The organism is Pseudomonas libanensis, assembly GCF_001439685.1.
Taxonomy (GTDB): Bacteria; Pseudomonadota; Gammaproteobacteria; order Pseudomonadales; family Pseudomonadaceae; genus Aquipseudomonas; species Aquipseudomonas libanensis.
This window is the reverse complement of record NZ_JYLH01000010.1, coordinates 13,263-31,407: the sequence shown is the minus strand read 5'-3', so window position 1 is coordinate 31,407 and position 18,145 is coordinate 13,263. Positions and strand designations below refer to the sequence as shown.

At 59.6% G+C, this 18,145-nt stretch carries 19 protein-coding genes; 9 read left to right on the top strand and 10 right to left on the bottom strand.

The window, feature by feature from the left end; translation table 11 throughout:
• Positions 1-83 precede the first annotated feature (83 nt).
• Positions 84-557 carry an Lrp/AsnC family transcriptional regulator gene (locus TU73_RS16385; protein ID WP_057013105.1) on the top strand — a complete coding sequence of 158 codons (474 nt, stop codon included), beginning with the start codon at positions 84-86 and terminating at the stop codon, positions 555-557.
• Between the two features lie 94 nt (positions 558-651).
• On the opposite strand, the gene catA is transcribed toward TU73_RS16385, so the two are convergent.
• Genes catA through TU73_RS16370 form a run of 3 tightly spaced genes read right to left on the bottom strand, consistent with a single transcriptional unit; the run spans position 652 to position 3,055 of the window.
• The gene (catA, locus tag TU73_RS16380) at positions 652-1,581 is read right to left on the bottom strand and encodes a catechol 1,2-dioxygenase (RefSeq protein WP_057013104.1); all 930 of its coding nucleotides are present in this window, start codon (positions 1,579-1,581) and stop codon (positions 652-654) included.
• A gap of 43 nt (positions 1,582-1,624) precedes the next feature.
• Entirely contained in the window at positions 1,625-1,915 is a 291-nt protein-coding gene (gene catC, locus TU73_RS16375) for a muconolactone Delta-isomerase (protein ID WP_014719906.1), read from the bottom strand.
• A gap of 12 nt (positions 1,916-1,927) precedes the next feature.
• Complete coding sequence (locus tag TU73_RS16370; protein WP_057013103.1) at positions 1,928-3,055, bottom strand: muconate cycloisomerase family protein; 1,128 nt, start codon at positions 3,053-3,055, stop codon at positions 1,928-1,930.
• A gap of 114 nt (positions 3,056-3,169) precedes the next feature.
• Here TU73_RS16370 and TU73_RS16365 point away from each other — a divergent pair, with 114 nt between their 5' ends.
• Entirely contained in the window at positions 3,170-4,045 is an 876-nt protein-coding gene (locus tag TU73_RS16365; protein ID WP_057013102.1) for a LysR family transcriptional regulator, read from the top strand.
• Between the two features lie 132 nt (positions 4,046-4,177).
• Here the strand turns inward: TU73_RS16365 and TU73_RS16360 are convergent, their stop codons facing one another.
• The gene (locus TU73_RS16360) at positions 4,178-5,170 is read right to left on the bottom strand and encodes an AraC family transcriptional regulator (RefSeq protein WP_057013101.1); all 993 of its coding nucleotides are present in this window, start codon (positions 5,168-5,170) and stop codon (positions 4,178-4,180) included.
• A 311-nt stretch (positions 5,171-5,481) separates the two neighbouring features.
• Between TU73_RS16360 and antA the strand changes: the two genes are divergently transcribed.
• The 4 genes from antA (at position 5,482) to TU73_RS16340 (ending at position 9,862) form a co-directional block, all read left to right on the top strand.
• On the top strand, positions 5,482-6,873 hold the full coding sequence (antA, locus tag TU73_RS16355; RefSeq protein ID WP_057013100.1) for an anthranilate 1,2-dioxygenase large subunit: 1,392 nt from the start codon (positions 5,482-5,484) through the stop codon (positions 6,871-6,873).
• Positions 6,873-7,364 carry an anthranilate 1,2-dioxygenase small subunit gene (antB, locus tag TU73_RS16350; RefSeq protein WP_057013099.1) on the top strand — a complete coding sequence of 164 codons (492 nt, stop codon included), beginning with the start codon at positions 6,873-6,875 and terminating at the stop codon, positions 7,362-7,364. The genes antA and antB overlap by 1 nt, the downstream gene beginning before the upstream one ends.
• 18 nt (positions 7,365-7,382) lie before the next feature.
• Positions 7,383-8,390 (top strand): anthranilate 1,2-dioxygenase electron transfer component AntC, encoded by a 1,008-nt coding sequence (gene antC / locus TU73_RS16345; RefSeq protein ID WP_057013098.1) that lies wholly within the window; start codon positions 7,383-7,385, stop codon positions 8,388-8,390.
• Between the two features lie 71 nt (positions 8,391-8,461).
• Entirely contained in the window at positions 8,462-9,862 is a 1,401-nt protein-coding gene (locus TU73_RS16340) for an amino acid permease (protein WP_057013097.1), read from the top strand.
• A gap of 59 nt (positions 9,863-9,921) precedes the next feature.
• On the opposite strand, the gene kynA is transcribed toward TU73_RS16340, so the two are convergent.
• Both kynA and kynB read right to left on the bottom strand, forming a co-directional pair.
• Positions 9,922-10,779 carry a tryptophan 2,3-dioxygenase gene (gene kynA, locus TU73_RS16335; protein WP_057013096.1) on the bottom strand — a complete coding sequence of 286 codons (858 nt, stop codon included), beginning with the start codon at positions 10,777-10,779 and terminating at the stop codon, positions 9,922-9,924.
• Positions 10,776-11,426, bottom strand: a complete 651-nt coding sequence (gene kynB, locus TU73_RS16330; protein ID WP_046069514.1) for an arylformamidase — start codon at positions 11,424-11,426, stop codon at positions 10,776-10,778. Before kynB ends, kynA begins: the two co-directional genes overlap by 4 nt.
• Positions 11,427-11,782: 356 nt before the next feature.
• On the opposite strand from kynB, the gene TU73_RS16325 reads away from it, so the two are divergent.
• Positions 11,783-12,127, top strand: coding sequence for a cupin domain-containing protein (locus TU73_RS16325; RefSeq protein ID WP_003230905.1), 345 nt, complete (start codon positions 11,783-11,785; stop codon positions 12,125-12,127).
• 47 nt (positions 12,128-12,174) lie between these two features.
• Here TU73_RS16325 and mmsB read toward each other — a convergent pair whose 3' ends face one another.
• Positions 12,175-13,062, bottom strand: a complete 888-nt coding sequence (mmsB, locus tag TU73_RS16320; RefSeq protein ID WP_043046742.1) for a 3-hydroxyisobutyrate dehydrogenase — start codon at positions 13,060-13,062, stop codon at positions 12,175-12,177.
• A gap of 15 nt (positions 13,063-13,077) precedes the next feature.
• Positions 13,078-14,595, bottom strand: a complete 1,518-nt coding sequence (locus TU73_RS16315) for a CoA-acylating methylmalonate-semialdehyde dehydrogenase (protein WP_057013095.1) — start codon at positions 14,593-14,595, stop codon at positions 13,078-13,080.
• A gap of 133 nt (positions 14,596-14,728) precedes the next feature.
• On the opposite strand from TU73_RS16315, the gene TU73_RS16310 reads away from it, so the two are divergent.
• Both TU73_RS16310 and TU73_RS16305 read left to right on the top strand, forming a co-directional pair.
• On the top strand, positions 14,729-15,676 hold the full coding sequence (locus TU73_RS16310) for a LysR family transcriptional regulator (RefSeq protein ID WP_043046740.1): 948 nt from the start codon (positions 14,729-14,731) through the stop codon (positions 15,674-15,676).
• 331 nt (positions 15,677-16,007) lie between these two features.
• Entirely contained in the window at positions 16,008-16,298 is a 291-nt protein-coding gene (locus TU73_RS16305) for a DUF3077 domain-containing protein (protein WP_057013094.1), read from the top strand.
• A 45-nt stretch (positions 16,299-16,343) separates the two neighbouring features.
• On the opposite strand, the gene TU73_RS16300 is transcribed toward TU73_RS16305, so the two are convergent.
• Entirely contained in the window at positions 16,344-17,291 is a 948-nt protein-coding gene (locus TU73_RS16300) for a LysR substrate-binding domain-containing protein (protein ID WP_057013093.1), read from the bottom strand.
• On the bottom strand, positions 17,291-18,139 hold the full coding sequence (locus TU73_RS16295; RefSeq protein ID WP_057013092.1) for an EamA family transporter: 849 nt from the start codon (positions 18,137-18,139) through the stop codon (positions 17,291-17,293). The genes TU73_RS16300 and TU73_RS16295 overlap by 1 nt, the downstream gene beginning before the upstream one ends.
• Positions 18,140-18,145: the final 6 nt, after the last annotated feature.

Sequence of the window (18,145 nt, the reverse complement as noted above, 5' to 3'; positions counted from 1 at the left end):
TTCGTGCAAAGTGGTGGGTAAACGGCTATTTAAGCTGTAGGAAATTCGAATTTAACCTCAAAATACGTGGATATCTACCAAGCATGGTTCTCGACGCCACCGACCTGCGCCTCCTGCATTTCCTGCAACAGGATGGCCGTATCAGCAATCAGGAACTGGCGGAAAAAGTCGCGCTTTCGCCCTCTGCCTGCCTGCGCCGTCTGCGCCTGTTGGAAAGCGAGGGCATCATCAGCGGCTACCGTGCGGTATTGAATGCCGAGCAGTTGGGGATCGAGTTGGAAGCCATCGTCCATCTATCGTTGCGCCAGGATGTGGAAGACTGGCATGAGACCTTTATCAAGAAGGTGCAAGGCTGGCCGGAAGTGGCAAGCGCCTATGTGATCACTGGCGCCAGCAACTACGTGCTGCGGGTGCAGGCGCGCAATCTCAAGCATTTTTCGGACTTTATCGTGAACCACCTGAACCGCACGGCGGGGGTGATGGATATCAGGTCGGAGATTGTGCTGCAGAAGATCAAGGATCGGGATGAAGTGTTGGATCTGGTCCTGCGCAAATAACACAAACACCCCAAAACCAATGTGGGAGCTGGCTTGCCTGCGATAGCGGTGGAACATTCAACATCGCTATCGCAGGCAAGCCAGCTCCCACAGATCAGTCTTCCAGGGCGCGTACGCGCTGCATGCGTTTCTGCTCCACCGGCGCATCAGCCACCTGCAACTCAAAGTCAAAATCAATCTGCGCAAACCGCCCTTGCACACCAAACTCCCGCGCCAGTTGCGGATCGTCGCTGAAGCGAATTTCGGCAATCAGTTCATCCCGGGTGGCATAGGCAAAGTCATCGTGCAGGTACGGATCATCCGACAGGTTGATCTGCGTGGTCAGGTGCCGGTGCCCAGGCGCCGAGATGAAAAAGTGGATATGCGCCGGACGTTGTCCATGGCGCCCCAGTTGGTCGAGCAATTGCTGCGTCGGCCCGGTGGGCGGGCAGCCATAGCCGGAGGGCACGATGCTGCGAAAACGGTAGTTGCCCTGGGCGTCGGTTTCGATACGCCGGCGCAGGTTGAATGCCGATTGAGTCGGATCGAACCACGAATAGGTGCCGCCCGTATTGGCCTGCCACACATCGACAATCGCCCCCGCCAGTGGCTTGCCATTGGTATCGCGCACTTGCCCGCGCATGAACAACGGCACCGCGTCATCCTGACCATCATCCAACCGCGCTTCGTACTTCGACAACGGCGCGCCGGCTACGTACAACGGGCCTTCGATGGTGCGCGGTGTGCCGCCGGACTTGCCGGCCTGTTCATCGGCGGCGTCCATCAGCAGGTCGAGGTAATGCTCCAGGCCCAGGCCTGCGGCGAGCAGGCCGGCTTCCTGGTTCTTGCCCAGTTCATTGAGGTAGTTGACCGCCTTCCAGAATTCTTCCGGGGTCACCTCCAGGTCTTCGATAATGTTCACGGTGTCGCGCAGGATCCGGTACATCAACGCCTTGGCGCGCGGGTTGCCAGCGTCATTGAGGTTACCGCTGGCTTCTTCGAGAAACCGTTGGGCGTGGGCAGTCTGGGACAGGCGGATGGTCATGGAGCACTCCTCATCTTGTCATTATTAGCTTTTTAAAAAGCGCTTAGCGGTCGTCTGCATGGATCGACGACGGATGCCGGCACAGCGCATTCACTTCGATGGCCATGTAGGGAAACAGCGGCAGTTGCATCAGCAGGTCGTGCAGGTCCTGCACGCTGTCGACATCGAACACGCTGTAGTTGGCGTAGTGCCCGGCGATGCGCCACAGGTGGCGCCATTTGCCCTCCTGCTGCAGGCGCTGCGCCAAGGCTTTCTCCTCGGCCTTGAGGCTGGCAGCGCGCTCGGGGTGCATGTCGAGGGGCAGGTTCACGGTCATTTTTACGTGGAACAACATGGCAAGGGCCTCTTAGTGTTTGTCACGGCGAAAGAACGCCAGGCGCTCTTCATCAAGCGTCAGGCCCAGGCCCGGCGCAGTGGACACATGCAGCTGGAAATCGCGGTACACCGGTGGCTCGGTGAGGATGTCTTCGGTGAGCAACAGCGGGCCGAACAGTTCAGTGCCCCACGCCAGGGTGTTCAGCGTGAGAAAGGCATGGGCCGAGGCCAGGGTGCCAATGCCACCTTCAAGCATGGTGCCGCCGTACAGGCCGATGCCAGCCGCTTCGGCAATCGCCGCCGTGCGCAATACAGCGCGAGGGCCGCCGTTCTTGGCGATCTTGAGGGCGAACACCGTGGCCGCGCCTTCACGGGCCAGGTTGAAGGCGTCTTCGACACATTCGATGGACTCATCGGCCATGATCGGTACCGGGCTCGACAGGTTGAGCCGGGCCATGCCGCCACGGTTATTGCGTGAGATCGGTTGTTCGATCAGGTCGATACCGTGGTCGCCGAGCACCTTGCACGCCCGCAGGGCCACCGCTTCATCCCAGGCCTGGTTGACGTCGACGCGCACACTGGCGCGCTCGCCCAGGGCTTTCTTGATTGCGATCACATGGGCCAGGTCGCGGCTGACCTCACCGGCGCCGATCTTCAGTTTGAAAAAGCGATGGCGGCGCAGGTCGAGCATTTTCTCGGCCTCGTTGATGTCCTGTTCGGTATTACCGCTGGCTAGGGTCCAGGCCACCGGCAACGCGTCCCGCACACGCCCGCCAAGCAGCTCGCTGACCGGCAGCCCGAGGCGTTTGCCGAGGGCGTCGAGCAAGGCGCTTTCGATACCGGACTTGGCAAAGGTGTTGCCGCGAATACTGCGCTCCAGGCGCAACATCGCCGCGTTGACGTTACTCGCGTCCTGGCCGATCAGCAGCGGCGCGAAGTGACGGTCGATATTGACCTTGATGCTGTCGGGGCTCTCGTTGCCGTAGCTCAGGCCACCGATGGTGGTGGCTTCACCGATGCCTTCGATGCCGTCGGTGCAACGCAGACGGATGATAACGAGGGTCTGGTTTTGCATCGTGTGCATCGCCAGCTTGTGCGGGCGAATGGTGGGCAGGTCGACGATGACAGTTTCGATCGACTCGATGGCGCAAATCGGCATGGCAATACCCGTTGGGTTATTTATAGATTTGCGTCGATTCTGTTCCGCATTTTTTCGGGCTTCCAATATAGAATTGGTCTCGTGCAATACCCTTAAGGTATGAGAGGAGACGATATGGAACTGCGTCACTTGCGCTATTTCCAGGTGCTGGGCGAGACCCTCAACTTCACCCGCGCTGCCGAACGCTTGCATATCGCCCAACCGCCGTTGAGCCGGCAGATCCAGCAACTGGAGGACGAACTCGGGGTGGTGCTGCTGGAACGCAGCCGCCCCTTGCGGCTGACCGAGGCCGGACGGTTTTTCTATGAGCATGCCAATGTGTTGCTCGAACAACTGGGCAAGGTTTGCGACAACACTCGACGCATCGGCCAAGGCGAGAAAACCTGGCTGGGCATCGGCTTTGCGCCCTCGACCTTGTACGGCGTGTTGCCGGAATTGATTCGGCGCCTGCGCACTCACGAGGCCTTGGAGCTGGAGTTGGGTTTGTCGGAGATGACTACGTTGCAGCAGGTCGAAGCGCTCAAGGCGGGACGCATTGACGTGGGCTTCGGGCGGATTCGCATTGACGACCCGGCCATCGTCCAGCGCGTATTGGTGGAAGACCGCCTGGTGGCAGTGCTGCCCAGCGGTCACCCGTTGCTGGGCGCCCCGGCCACCCTCGCCCAGTTGGCCGCCGAACCCTTTGTGCTCTACCCCGGCAACCCGCGCCCCAGTTATGCCGACCATGTGATCGCACTGTTCGACGCCCATGGCTTGAGCGTGAAGGTGGCGCAGTGGACCAACGAATTGCAGACCGCTATCGGCCTGGTGGGCGCAGGCATGGGGGTGACGCTGGTGCCGGCGTCGGTGCAAGTGCTGCATCGGGCGGATATTGGCTATACGCCGGTGGTGGAGGCGACGGCGAGTTCGCCGATCATCCTCAGCCGGCGAGTGAATGATCAGTCGCCGGGGCTGAGTCATTGCCTGCAACTGGTGGAGGAACTGATCTGAGGTTCTCCAGGCGCCCCATATTCCATGTGGGAGCTGGCTTGCCTGCGATGGCGGTGGAACAGTTGGCATCGTATTGATCGGCCGACCGCTATCGCAGGCAAGCCAGCTCCCACAGATTGGTTTTCATCCAGTTCAAGTAATGCGCAGGCGCTTGCGTTGCAATGTCTGGCTGGGCGACTCATCGAACAGCTTGCGGTACTCCGCCGAAAACCGCCCCAAATGCGTAAACCCCCAACCCAGGGCGATTTCAGAGATGGTGCGGATCGAACCCTGCTCCAGAATCTCCTGGCGCACCGCCCCCAACCGATGCTTCTTCAGATAAGCCATGGGCGAGAGTGCGAAGTACTTGCGAAACGCATCGAACAGTTTGAAACGCGACACGCCCGCCGCTGCTTCCAGGTCTTCCAGGTGCAGCGCTTCACGGGCGTTGTCATGGATGTACTGGCGCGCCCGGACCAGGTAATGCGGCAGTTTTACCCCGAGCACGTCGCGCAGTTCTTCAGAGTAGTTATTCGGTTGGGCCAGGATCAGGCCCTTGATCAGTGAGCTTTCCAGGTCACGGGTAAACGCCGTCTGCTCGTACAATTCGCTGCGGCATTCCAGCTCGGCGATGAAGTAACGTGCCATGCGCCACCACGACGCCGGGGCGCCCTCCACCGCGTCCATCACTGATTCAAAGCGCAGCGGCGCATCGATGGGCCGTTGCAGCAAGCCTTCCAGCGACTCACTCATGGCCGCGCGGGTAATCACCACCTGCAACTTGCGGCAGTCACCGGAAATCGCCAGCATCTGGTGTTCATTGGGTGAAATGATCACGCCCTGGTCGCGGTTGGAACTGAGGCGTTCACCGTTCTTGCTCAGTTCCTGCTCGCCCACCAACGGCAGGCTCAGGCTGTAGCTGCGAAAGTGCTCGGCATCTTCGATATCGATAGTCACATCGGTACCGTATTCGATAACGCCCAGGGTGGTGGCGCGGGACTTGAACACGTTGGCGCTGTGGTTAAACCGCAGGCGTTCGGGCGTCGCCGTTGCCAGGCGGTGGGGGCCGCAAATACCGGACATCCAGCTGCGGGCGCCCTCCAGGTCGAAGCGTTGGATATGAATATCGCGTGTCTGGCTACTCATCGGGCTGCACCCACGGCGGTTAGGCATTTGCGCGCTCTGGCGGCGCGTCGTTGAACATCGACAGCAAGTTCCAAGCCACGCCAGCACCATCACCACTGGGTGGATAGCAAAGGTCGACTATGTGGATAAAGCCCAGGCTTTCGTGACCTTCACCTGCAATCACAGTAGCGCATGCTGTCACTTGCGCGCACCGCCGTGGGTATTTGCTGCCCAACTTTGCGGCCCAGCTTCCCCCATTAAGCGGATAGCCCGCCACCGCCTCACAGGCTCTTAATGGCTCACCGTTTAGCCATGAACAAAAGGTGCCTCCCATGAGTGGTGCAAGAAGCGTCGAGCAGTGGAAGAGCTTTATCGAAAGCTGCCTGGATTTTCGCCCGGCCGATGGGGTGTTTCGCATCGCCCGCGACATGTTCACCGAGCCCGAGTTGTTCGAGCTGGAGATGGAACTGATCTTCGAAAAGAACTGGATCTACGCCTGCCACGAAAGCGAACTGGCGAACAACCACGACTTCGTGACGATGCGCGCCGGGCGCCAGCCAATGATCATCACCCGCGATGGCGAAGGCCGGCTCAACGCGTTGATCAATGCCTGCCAACATCGCGGCACCACCCTCACCCGGGTGGGCAAGGGCAACCAGTCCACCTTTACCTGCCCGTTCCACGCCTGGTGCTACAAGAGCGACGGCCGGTTGGTGAAGGTCAAGGCACCCGGGGAATATCCAGAAGGGTTTGATAAAGCCACCCGAGGCCTGAAAAAAGCGCGCATCGACAGCTACAAGGGCTTTGTGTTTATCAGTCTCGACGTGCAGGGCACGGACAGCCTGGAAGACTTCCTCGGCGACGCCAAAGTGTTCTTCGACATGATGGTGGCGCAATCGGCCACGGGGGAACTGGAGGTGCTGCCGGGCAAGTCCGCCTACACCTATGACGGCAACTGGAAACTGCAAAACGAAAACGGCCTGGACGGTTATCACGTCAGCACCGTGCACTACAACTACGTGGCCACGGTGCAGCATCGCCAGCAGGTCAATACCGAGAATGGCACAGGCTCCAGCACGACCTTGGACTACAGCAAGCTCGGCGCGGGAGACGCCAATACCGACGATGGCTGGTTTGCCTTCAACAACGGTCACAGCGTGTTGTTCAGCGACATGCCCAACCCCAGCGTGCGCTCGGGCTACGCCACGATCATGCCGCGCCTGGTACAAGAGCACGGCCAGCAAAAGGCCGAGTGGATGATGCACCGCCTACGCAACCTGAACATCTACCCAAGCCTGTTCTTTCTCGACCAGATCAGCTCACAGCTGCGCATCATCCGCCCGGTGGCCTGGAACAAAACCGAGATCATCAGTCAGTGCCTGGGTGTGAAAGATGAATCCTGCGCGGATCGCGAAAACCGCATTCGCCAGTTCGAGGATTTCTTCAACGTTTCGGGCATGGGCACGCCGGACGACCTGGTGGAATTTCGCGAAGCCCAGCGCGGTTTCCAGGGCCGCCTGGAGCGCTGGAGCGATATCTCGCGGGGCAGCCACCGCTGGGAAACCGGACCTACGCCCAACAGTGAAGCCATTGGCATCCAACCAGCGATGACCGGCACCGAATTCACCCATGAAGGCCTGTATGTCAACCAGCATCGCAACTGGCAGCAGTTTCTGCTCAAAGGTTTGGACCAACGGGCCCTGACACTGCGGGAGGTGAAGTGATGAATGCGCAATTGCAGTACCAGATCGAGCAGTTTTTCTACCGCAAATCCGAACTGTGCGACGCCCAGGACTGGGATGCCTATGTGCAGCTGTTCGACCCGCAGAGTGAATTCCACCTGCCGCAGTGGGACTCGGAACACGTCTACACCCGCGACCCCAAGCGCGAGATGTCGTTGATCTACTACGCCAACCGTTCGGGCCTGGAAGACCGCGTGTTCCGTCTGCGCACCGGCAAGGCCGCCTCAGCCACACCGATGCCGCGCACCCTGCACCTGATCAATAACGTACGCATTGCCGGACAAAGCGACGGCACCTTGGAGGTGCGCTTGAACTGGCACACGCTGTTTTATCGGCTGGCTACGTCCGAGCAGTTCTATGGGCACGCAACCTATCGCCTCAAGCCCGAGGGCGACAGCTGGCTGATCACGCGCAAGCACGCCCTGCTGCTCAACGACACCATCAACTCGGTGCTGGATTTCTATCACCTCTGAAGCACCGGAGCTTTTCAGATGAATCACAAAGTGGCCTTCAGTTTTGCCGACGGAAAAACCCTGTTCTTTCCTATCGGCGCCAATGAAATCCTCTTGGATGCGGCCCTGCGCAACGGCATCAAGATCCCGCTGGATTGCCGCGAAGGCGTGTGCGGCACCTGCCAGGGCCGCTGCGAATCGGGAAACTACACACAAGACTATGTAGACGACGAAGCCCTCTCCAGCCTCGACCTGCAACAACGCAAGATGCTCAGTTGCCAGACCCGGGTGCAGTCCGACGCCACCTTCTACTTCGACTTCGATTCAAGCCTGTGCAATGCGTCCGGGCCAGTGCAAGTACGCGGCACAGTGAGCGCGGTGAAGCAAATATCGACCAGCACGGCGATCTTGCAGGTGCAGCTGGAGCAGCCACTGGATTTCCTGCCCGGCCAATACGCTCGCCTCGCGGTACCCGGCACCGACAGTTGGCGCTCCTACTCCTTCGCCAATCGGCCGGGCAACCAACTGCAATTCCTGGTGCGCCTGCTGCCGGATGGGGTGATGAGCAACTATTTGCGCGAGCGCTGCCAGGTGGGCGACGAGATGCTGCTGGAGGCGCCATTGGGTGCGTTCTACCTGCGCCATGTCACCCAGCCGCTGGTGCTGGTGGCGGGCGGCACCGGCTTGTCGGCGTTGCTGGGCATGCTCGATGAGCTGGCGGCCAACGGCTGCGCGCAACCGGTGCACCTGTACTACGGCGTGCGCGGTGCTGAGGATTTATGCGAAGCGGCGCGTATCCACGACTACGCGGGGAAAATCCCGGGCTTTCGCTACACCGAAGTGCTCAGCGAACCCTCCGATGACTGGTCCGGCAAGCGCGGTTACCTTACCGAACATTTCGACCTGGCCGAATTGCGGGACAGATCGGCGGATATGTACCTGTGCGGTCCCCCGCCAATGGTCGAATCCATCCAACAATGGCTGGCGGATCAGGCACTTGATGGCGTTCAGCTGTATTACGAAAAGTTTACGCAGAGTAATATCTGACCCTCAGCAGTTCTGAGGGGCCGATGCGGCGTGCAATCACCCTTGAGAAAAACAAGTAGAAGGGAATGTTAATGGCGGATGACATGGTTAACCCGGTGGGCCTCAAGCGAGGCCTGAAAAACCGGCACATTCAGCTGATCGCCTTGGGAGGGGCGATTGGTACAGGCTTGTTCCTCGGCTCGGCCGGGGTGCTCAAGTCGGCGGGGCCGTCGATGATCCTGGGCTATGCGATTGCAGGCTTTATCGCATTCCTGATCATGCGCCAGCTCGGCGAGATGATCGTCGAGGAGCCGGTGGCCGGTTCCTTCAGCCACTTCGCACACAAGTACTGGGGCGGCTACGCGGGCTTTTTGGCGGGCTGGAACTACTGGGTGCTGTATGTGCTGGTGGGCATGGCCGAACTGACGGCCGTGGGCAAGTACATCCAATTCTGGTGGCCGGAGATTCCGACCTGGGTCAGCGCCCTGGTGTTCTTTGTCGCGGTGAACCTGATCAACACCCTGAACGTGAAGTTCTTCGGCGAAGCCGAGTTCTGGTTCGCGATCATCAAGGTGGTGGCGATTGTCGGCATGATCGTGCTCGGTTGCTACCTGTTGTTCAGCGGCACTGGCGGCCCGCAAGCCTCGGTAAGCAACCTGTGGAGCCATGGCGGTTTCTTCCCCAATGGCGGCATGGGGCTGTTGATGTCCATGGCCTTCATCATGTTCTCGTTCGGTGGCCTGGAGCTGGTCGGCATCACCGCCGCCGAAGCCAGCGAACCGCGCAAGGTCATCCCCAAAGCGATCAATCAGGTGGTGTACCGCATCCTGATTTTCTACGTCGGCGCGCTGACCGTGCTGTTGTCGCTGTACCCGTGGGATCAACTGCTGCAAACCCTCGGCGCGTCGGGCGATGCCTACAGCGGCAGCCCGTTTGTGCAGATCTTCTCGCTGATCGGCAACGACACCGCCGCCCACATCCTCAACTTCGTGGTGCTGACCGCGGCGTTATCGGTGTACAACAGCGGCGTGTATTGCAACAGCCGCATGCTGTTCGGCCTGGCCGAGCAAGGTGACGCGCCCAAGGCGCTGATGAAGCTCAACAAGCAAGGCGTGCCGCTGCGGGCGTTGGCGATTTCGGCATTGGTGACGATGCTGTGCGTGGTGGTCAACTACGTCGCGCCGCAGAGTGCCCTGGAGTTGCTGTTCGCGCTGGTGGTTGCCTCGCTGATGATCAACTGGGCGCTGATCAGCATCACTCATATCAAGTTCCGCAAGGCCATGGGCGAGCAAGGCATGACGCCATCGTTCAAGACCTTCTGGTTCCCGTTCAGCAACTACCTGTGCCTGGCGTTCATGCTGATGATCATCAGCGTGATGCTGGCGATTCCGGGGATTCGCGAGTCGGTGTATGCGATGCCGGTGTGGGTGGGGATAATCTATGTGGCCTATCGGTTGCGGAGCCGAAACGCGAAAGTTGCCGTAGCGCAATAACCCCTCCCACATTTGATTGCATTGCAAATGAAAAGCCCCGGTGATCCGGGGCTTTTTGTTTACAGGGTGGAGCGCACTCGCCACAACTCTGGGAACAGCACCGTGTCGAGCATCTTGCGCAAATACCCCACGCCTTCGGTGCCACCGGTGCCCGGCTGGAAGCCGATGATCCTTTCCACCGTGGTCACATGCCGGAAGCGCCATTGGCGGAACGAATCCTCCAGATCGATGAACTTCTCGGCCAATTGATACAAGTCCCAATACCGGCTCGGGTCGCGATACACCTCACGCCACGCCGCCTCCACCGACTCGTCATGCACTGTGGCCGCCGTCGGATCGCGCTCGGCGCGCTGGGGGTCAATCGACAGCCCCGCCTTAATCATCAGGTTGATCGCCTCGTCATATAGCGACGGCGTGGCAATCGCCACCTTAAGTTCCTGCAACAACTCTGGCCGATGGGCATGGGGCCGCAGCAAGGCCGGGCTCTTGTTGCCGAGGATGAATTCGATCTCGCGGTACTGGAATGACTGGAACCCCGACGACTGCCCCAGGAACGGGCGAATTGCCTTGTACTCCGACGGCGTCATGGTCGCCAGCACCGCCCAGGCGTGCACCAGTTGGTCGAAGATCCGCGAGACTCGCGCCAGCATCTTGAACGCCGGCGGCAACTCACCCAGGCGCACGTGTTCGCGGGCGGCCTTGAGTTCGTGGAGCATCAGTTTCATCCACAGCTCCGAAGTCTGGTGCTGGATGATGAAGAGCATTTCGTTGTGGTCAGGCGACAGCGGGTGCTGGGCGCTGAGGACTTTGCCCAGGTCCAGGTAGTCGCCATAGCTCATGGACTCGGAAAAATTCAGTTCGGCGTTATGCCATTCTTCCGGTGGCTGGTAATCGGCAGAAAAGGGACATTGGCTCATCGCGTGGGCTCCTTGAGCGGGCGCAGGATTGCGCGGACCGGGCTGGCATCGAGGTTGGCAAAGCGCAGCGGCAGTGCGATCAGTTCATAGTCGCCCTCCGGTACCTCATCGAGCACGATGCCTTCGAGGATCGCCATGCCGTGACGGGCTACGGCGTTGTGGGAATCCATGGTCTTGGACTGCTGCGGGTCCAGGGACGGCGTGTCGATACCGATCAGGCGCACACCCAGGCTGGCGAGCAGTTCAATGGTTTGTGGGGCGATGGCGGTGAAATTCGCATCCCATTCGGTGAGCGGCGCTTGTGGATAAGTGCGCAGCAGCACGCGCTCCGGCACGTTATCCACACGGCCTTGCAGCTGGTGCGGCTGCACTAGCGCGCCGCTGCCCAGGCAATGCAGCACCCGGCACGGGCCCATGTACACGTCCAACGACACCTCGCCAATCGGCGCACCGTCGGCACTGTAATGCAGCGGCGCATCCACATGGGCGCCAGTGTGCGGCGACAAGGTCACGCGCCCCACATTCACCGGGCACTCCGGGCCGAACTGCCATACGCGCTCTTCCTGGAATGGCGTATCGCCCGGCCAGGTCGGGGTCGCCGTGCTCAAGGGCGGGCTGATATCCCACCACGTTTTTATTGGGTTCATTGCAAGGCTCTCACGGGGTACTGGGTGAATGATACGAGGGCCAGCTCTGAATTTTCTTGCGAATTCTGGCGTCATGGGCGAATTCTTTCGCAGTTACTGCGATAAAAAGACAAATTACCGAACAATTCACACAGATCAATGTGGGAGGGGGCTTGCCCCCGATTGCAGTGTGTCAGTCACAGATATCTCTACTGACCCACCGCTATCGGGGGCAAGCCCCCTCCCACACCGACCTCACCGTATCAGAACAAACGCATTCGGCTGCGCTTCTGGGCATACCGATGTCGAGTCCAGACCACCAGCCCCAGCCGCGACGCTATAGGGTTCGACTCTTCTACCCTTGCCTCGGAGGCATCATGTCCAAGCCCATCACCGTACTGCGCGACACCCACCCACTGCCGGTCCTGGATGCCTGCAAATGGGAAAAGCTCGAAGGCGACCCGCACACCGTCAACCTCAACGCCTACACCAGCGAAGACGGCAGCAAGATCATGGGCACCTGGATCTGCACACCGGGCAAGTGGTACGTGGAATACGTGAAGTGGGAGTACTGCCATTTCCAGGAAGGCTATTGCGTGATCACGCCGGAAGGCATGGAGCCGATTCATTTGCGCGCTGGGGATATCTTTGTGGTGGAGCCGGGGATGAAGGGCACGTGGGAAGTGGTCGAGACAGTGCGTAAGTATTTTGTGTTTGCCTGACCCGCAAAACCCGGGAGCCAGCTATTTGCTGGCCCCCGGAAACCGCCCTATTTAGGCTTGCGATAGCTGTTGATGATCGCCGAGAAGTCCTTGCCCCCTTCCCCACGCTGGCTCATTGATTGATACAACTGCTGGGCCACCGCACCGAGGATCACTGGCTGGTGTGCCTGACGTGCCGCTTCAGTGGCCAGGCCCAAGTCCTTGAGCATCAGATCGGCACCAAAACCACCGGTGTAACCACGCGATGACGGCGCGGTCTCGATCACGCCGGGCCAGGGATTGTAGGTATCGGAACTCCAGCAACGCCCGGTGGAGCTGTTGATGATGCCGGCCAGCACTTGAGTGTCAATACCGAGCGCATCCCCCAGGGCCATGGCTTCACTGACGCCGACCATGCTGATACCCAACAGCAGGTTGTTGCAGATCTTGGCGATTTGCCCGGTGCCGACATCACCGCAGTGCACAATATTGCGGCCCATCTGCGCCAATACCGGCTGCAGGGTGGCGAACAGTTCCGGGTTGGCGCCGACCATGAAGGTCAGCGTTCCGGCCTGCGCGCCGCCAGTGCCGCCGGAAACCGGTGCATCGGCCACGGCCACGCCCTGTTTCGCCGCCGCTGCCGCTACATCACGGATGGTCTGCGGATCGATGGTGCTGCAATCCACCGCTGGCACGCCTTTGCCGATGCCTGCGAGCACGCCGTCTTCATTGAGCCAGACGCTGCGCACGTGGGCGGCGGCCGGCAGCATGGTAATCACCAGTTCCGCGCCTTGGGCCGCATCACGGGGCGAGCTGCTGATGGTGCCGCCCAATTCGGCGAGCTCCTTGAGCACGGTCTGGTTCAGGTCAAACAGGTTCAGCGCGTGCCCGGCCTTGATCAGGTTACGGGCCATGGGTGCGCCCATGTTGCCCAGGCCGATAAATGCAATCTTCATGGTCGTCTCCCAGGTTCAGCGCAGGTTGATGGTGGTGTTGACGCCATCGTTGACGGTGTCGTCATCGAACCAGCGGCTGGTGACGGTTTTGGTTTGGGTGTAGAACTGCACCACTTGCTTGCCATACGGACCGAGGTCGCCGAGCTTGGAGCCACGGGAGCCGGTGAAGCTGAAGAACGGTACTGGCACCGGGATGGGGATGTTGATACCGACCTGGCCCACATCGATTTCGCTCTGGAACTTGCGCGCCGCCGCACCGCTCTGGGTGAACAGGCCCGTGCCGTTGCCGAACGGGTTGGCGTTGACCAGTGCGATGGCTTGATCGAGGGTGTCGACTTCCAGCACCACCAGCACCGGCCCGAAGATTTCCTCGGTGTAGATGCGCATGTCGGTGGTGACGCCCGAGAACAGGGTCGGGCCGACAAAGTTACCTTGTTCGAAGCCCGGCACCTTGATATCGCGGCCATCCAGTTCCAGCTTGGCGCCTTCCTTCACGCCGCTTTCGATCAGCTCCAGGATGCGTGCCTTGGCGCGCTTGGAGATCACCGGGCCGACGTCGGTGCCGGCTTCGCTGCCAGCGTTGACCTTGAGCTTCTGCGCCAGGGCCTTGAGGTCCGGCAGCCACTGCTTGGCCGCACCCACCAGCACCACCACCGAAGTGGCCATGCAGCGCTGGCCCGCCGCGCCGAAACCGGCGCCGACGAGGGCATTGAGGGTGTGTTCGCGGTTGGCATCCGGCAGCACAACGGCGTGGTTCTTGGCGCCCATCATCGACTGCACACGCTTGCCGTGCTTGCCGGCCAGCTCGTAGACATGGGTGCCCACGGCGGTCGAACCGACGAAGGATACGGCCTTGATGTCTTTGTGGGTGCACAGCGCATCCACCACGTCCTTGCCGCCATGCACCACGTTGAGTACGCCGGCCGGTACACCGGCTTCCAGCGCCAGCTCTACCAGCAGCATGGTCGACAGCGGGTCCTGCTCGGATGGCTTGAGTACGAAGGTGTTCCCGCAGGCGATGGCCATCGGGAACATCCACAGCGGAATCATCGCCGGGAAATTGAATGGGGTGATGCCGGCGCACACGCCGATAGGCTGGCGCAGGGTGTAGGTGTCGACGCCACCAGCGACGTTCTCGGCGAACTCGCCCATTTGCAGGGTGCCGATGGAGCAGGCGTGCTCGACCACTTCCAGGCCACGGAAAATATCGCCTTCGGCATCGGCAATGGTCTTGCCCTGCTCGTTACTGAGGACCACGGCGATACGCTTGGAATGTTCACGGATCAAGGCTTGCAGCTTGAGCATGATGCGCATGCGCGCGCCGATAGGCGTCAGCTTCCAGGTCTGGAAGGCACGATGGGCGGCGTCGATGGCAGCATTGACTTCATCGGCAGTGGCGAACGGAACTTTGGCCAGCACTTGTTGGGTGGCCGGGTTGACGATGTCGTGCCACTGCGTGGTCTTGGACTCGATCCACTCGCCGTTGATCAGCAACTTGACCTGTTGCACGGAAATATCGGCAGATGCGTTCATGTGGTCTCCAGAATCTTGTATTTATGCAGAGAACCAAGGCGTTGAATCGCCTTGAAGAATGAGGCGTTCGGACTGTTTTTGGAGTATAGATGTGCAAACTTCTAATAAGAACGCACATAAAAGCCGGTCCAATATGCAAAAAAACATCACCTCCCTGGGCACCCTGAACTGGGATGACCTGAAGTTTTTCCTCGAAGTGGCCCGCACCCGCAAGGCCAGCGTGGCGGCCAAGCGCCTGGCAGTGGACTACACCACCGTGTCGCGGCGCATCAGCTCATTGGAAGTGTCGCTCGGTACCCTGCTGTTCGAAAAATCCCGGACCAACGGCTTCGTCCTCACCACCGAGGGCCAACGGCTGCTGGGCTACGCGGAGACCATCGAAAGCACCTTGCACATGGCCTGCGAACAAGTCTCCGGCTCCGGCGTGGCGCTGTCCGGCCACGTGCGCATGGGGTGCACCGAAGGGTTCGGCAGCTTCTTCGTCACCCCGCAATTGAGCCATTTCGTCGACACCTATCCTGCGATCTCGGTAGATATCCTGCCGCTGCCGCACTTCATCAGCCTGTCCAAGCGCGAAGCCGACATCGTCATTGCCCTCGAACGCCCGGAGCACGGGCCCTATGTGTGCTGCAAATTGTGCGACTACAAACTGCAGCTTTACGCGACCCAAGATTACCTCGACCAACACCCGCCGATCCGCAAACCCGCGGATTTGGCCGAGCACCCGTTTATCAGCTATGTGGATGACTTGGCCTTCAGCTCGGAGTTGCTGTACTTGGCGAACGTAGTGCCCGGCGCCAGCGCCAGCCTGCGCAGTACCAGCGTGATCGCGCAGTACGTTGCTGCGCAGCAAGGGAGGTCGATGGCGATATTGCCATGCTTTTTGGCGGCGCAGGATCCGCGATTGTTGCCGGTGCTGGGGGAGCAGATTGCGATTACGCGGCAGTTCTGGATGTATTGCCGGGAGGATCTGAGGAAGTTGAAGCGGATTACGTTGTTGTGGGATTACATAAGGGAGGTGACTGAGCAGAATCAGGGGTTGTTGATGGGGGAGACGCGGGAGATCAGGTTTGCGGATTAAAGCGCCATCAACGACGATTCGCTTTAAATTGCAGGACGTTTCCTAGAGAATCCTTGGCCTATTGCGCTGTAGCGTTTGGATCACTAGCCTCCCTGGGTCGCTGCACATCAGCGATCGGGTTTAGCGATCCGGGTTTCGAGCGTGACACTGCCCCAAACAGTATTAGCTGGCGTCCGTCAGCTTTTAGCGTTTTATGGCGGCTGTGTGCGGGAGACTTTCGAGTCTACCCGGGATGCGCTCTGGCCCGGATCGCTAACCTGCACGCAGCTGCCACCCTCTTCATGTTTAGCGATGTGATGTGGCGGCTCTAACTCAACAGAGAGCAATCACCATGAGCAAAATCATTCCCGATCCACCGCTTTCCTCCATCATCACCCTCGGCGTCGTCACCTTCGGCGATTACGGCGAAAACCAAAAACCGTTGTTCCGCGTCAATTCCGGCATGCCGATTGAGGAAGCCCTGGAACACGCCTCCACCCTGCTTTTTTACTCCAAGAAACTCGCGATGGAAGCCGCCATGGATGTGCGCGGCGAGCAATATGCATGGGCTGCGCATTATCTGTGTGAGATGGGCAAGGCCGTGGTGGATGACTTGACGCAGGCGATGACGCCGGGCCGTTAAGCGAATACCGTTCGAATGCGGGAGGAGCCTTGCTCCTTCCCACATTTAAACCGCGCCAGCCTCGGCAATTTGCGGATACCGAGCCCGAACTTCGCGCAGAAACTCACCCGCACTGCTCTTGAGCCATTCAATCAGCCGAGCAATATCCGGCTCCGACTGACGCCCGTTTCGACAAATGATGTAGTAGGCCGCTGGAGACATCATCACGGGACTATTCAACGCAACTAACGCACCACCGTCCAGTTGGTCATACACTAATGCAGTCCTGCCCAGCGCTATCCCCCCACCCTTCACCGCCAGACTAATCGCCAGACTCGAATCCGGAAATCTCGGCCCATGGTGATAAGGCGGCGCCGCCAGCCCCTGAAACGCAAACCAACTTTCCCATCCCGGACACACCTGATCGTCCACCCGATGAATCAGCGGATTGCGGGCGACATCCTCAAGCGCAATATCACCCTTCAACCGCAGAAACTCCGGCGAACAAACGGGGAACACCGCATCGCGCATCAGTAATTCGACATGATGATCCGGGTAGTCGCCGTACCCCATCACCACCGCGACATCGTATTGATGAGCCTCCAGGCTGGCGCGGTTCATGTCGGCGCTGGTCAACACCAGATCTAGATTGAATGAGGCCTCAGTGTGAGAACCGTGCATCCTGGGGATCAGCCATGTCGAACAGAGAGAAGACGTGCATGAGAGGTACAGCGGTTGGGATTTACCGGGGTTGAGTGAATGCAGCACCCCATCCAGCGATTTGAAGAAACCATCGGTAACCGGCAACAAAGCCTGCCCAGCCACCGTCAGTTTGACGCCACGCGAGTGCCGCTCAAACAACGACACGCCCCACCACTCCTCCAAGCCCGCAATTTGATGGCTAATGGCGCTGGCAGTGAGGTTGAGCTCAGACGCTGCGCGCGCAAAACTACCGGTTTGCGCTGCGCTGACAAACGCTTGAAGCATAGGTGTGGGAGGCGGACGCTGGGCCATCAGGTGCTCACTTTGATCAAGATGATCCCGCAAACAATGACGAACGCCGAAAGCATCCGTCGCCAACCGAACCGTTCATGAAAGAACAGTGCAGCAATAATGGCGCCGATAATAACACTGGTTTCCCGCAGAGCTGAGACCTTGGCCACCGCGTCCAATGACAACGCAAACAACACCAACCCGTAAGACGCCAGGTAAAAAACACCGCCTAAGAGTCCAACTCGCCAATGCCCACGTATCGCACGAGCCAAGACTGAACGCTCTTTGTAAAACGCCAGCATCGGGATCGGAATACTTTGGAACACTGTCAGGTAGATGATGTACTGCAGCACCGTCTCACTGGCTCTTACACCTTTGGCATCCACCACCGTGTAAGACGCAATAAACGCACCGGCGCACACCGCCATCAGGATCGGCTTGAACATCTGCGCCGTCATCCTGCGCACAAAGGTCAGGCTGATAATCCCCACACAAATCAGCAACACTCCCGTCAACGCCTGGCATGACAACTGTTCATGCAGCAGAAAGTAAGAAAACAGCGCGACCAGTACAGGTGGCACCCCACGCATCACCGGGTAAACCTGACCGAAATCACCCGTTTCGTACGCTTTGATCAAAAATAGCCGGTAGACCGTATTGAGCACCACGGAGACTAGTATATAGCCCCATACCTCTAGGCTAGGCACACTGACAAACGGCAACGCCAGCAGGCATATCACGAGCGCAGTGCCATCGACCATGGCCAAGGTCAGAAAGCGACTGCTACCGGCGCGGACTACGGCATTCCAAGTGGCGTGCATAAAGGCAGAGATCAAGACCAGCGTGATCGCGATATCGGAATTTTCCATGGGGCT

Excerpts from the sequence above, each read along its gene's own strand:
- TU73_RS16385 (WP_057013105.1), top strand. The coding sequence starts at position 84 with ATGGTTCTCGACGCCACCGACCTGCGCCTCCTGCATTTCCTGCAACAG.
- catA (WP_057013104.1), bottom strand. The coding sequence starts at position 1,581 with ATGACCATCCGCCTGTCCCAGACTGCCCACGCCCAACGGTTTCTCGAA.
- catC (WP_014719906.1), bottom strand. The coding sequence starts at position 1,915 with ATGTTGTTCCACGTAAAAATGACCGTGAACCTGCCCCTCGACATGCAC.
- TU73_RS16370 (WP_057013103.1), bottom strand. The coding sequence starts at position 3,055 with ATGCCGATTTGCGCCATCGAGTCGATCGAAACTGTCATCGTCGACCTG.
- TU73_RS16365 (WP_057013102.1), top strand. The coding sequence starts at position 3,170 with ATGGAACTGCGTCACTTGCGCTATTTCCAGGTGCTGGGCGAGACCCTC.
- TU73_RS16360 (WP_057013101.1), bottom strand. The coding sequence starts at position 5,170 with ATGAGTAGCCAGACACGCGATATTCATATCCAACGCTTCGACCTGGAG.
- antA (WP_057013100.1), top strand. The coding sequence starts at position 5,482 with ATGAGTGGTGCAAGAAGCGTCGAGCAGTGGAAGAGCTTTATCGAAAGC.
- antB (WP_057013099.1), top strand. The coding sequence starts at position 6,873 with ATGAATGCGCAATTGCAGTACCAGATCGAGCAGTTTTTCTACCGCAAA.
- antC (WP_057013098.1), top strand. The coding sequence starts at position 7,383 with ATGAATCACAAAGTGGCCTTCAGTTTTGCCGACGGAAAAACCCTGTTC.
- TU73_RS16340 (WP_057013097.1), top strand. The coding sequence starts at position 8,462 with ATGGCGGATGACATGGTTAACCCGGTGGGCCTCAAGCGAGGCCTGAAA.
- kynA (WP_057013096.1), bottom strand. The coding sequence starts at position 10,779 with ATGAGCCAATGTCCCTTTTCTGCCGATTACCAGCCACCGGAAGAATGG.
- kynB (WP_046069514.1), bottom strand. The coding sequence starts at position 11,426 with ATGAACCCAATAAAAACGTGGTGGGATATCAGCCCGCCCTTGAGCACG.
- TU73_RS16325 (WP_003230905.1), top strand. The coding sequence starts at position 11,783 with ATGTCCAAGCCCATCACCGTACTGCGCGACACCCACCCACTGCCGGTC.
- mmsB (WP_043046742.1), bottom strand. The coding sequence starts at position 13,062 with ATGAAGATTGCATTTATCGGCCTGGGCAACATGGGCGCACCCATGGCC.
- TU73_RS16315 (WP_057013095.1), bottom strand. The coding sequence starts at position 14,595 with ATGAACGCATCTGCCGATATTTCCGTGCAACAGGTCAAGTTGCTGATC.
- TU73_RS16310 (WP_043046740.1), top strand. The coding sequence starts at position 14,729 with ATGCAAAAAAACATCACCTCCCTGGGCACCCTGAACTGGGATGACCTG.
- TU73_RS16305 (WP_057013094.1), top strand. The coding sequence starts at position 16,008 with ATGAGCAAAATCATTCCCGATCCACCGCTTTCCTCCATCATCACCCTC.
- TU73_RS16300 (WP_057013093.1), bottom strand. The coding sequence starts at position 17,291 with ATGGCCCAGCGTCCGCCTCCCACACCTATGCTTCAAGCGTTTGTCAGC.
- TU73_RS16295 (WP_057013092.1), bottom strand. The coding sequence starts at position 18,139 with ATGGAAAATTCCGATATCGCGATCACGCTGGTCTTGATCTCTGCCTTT.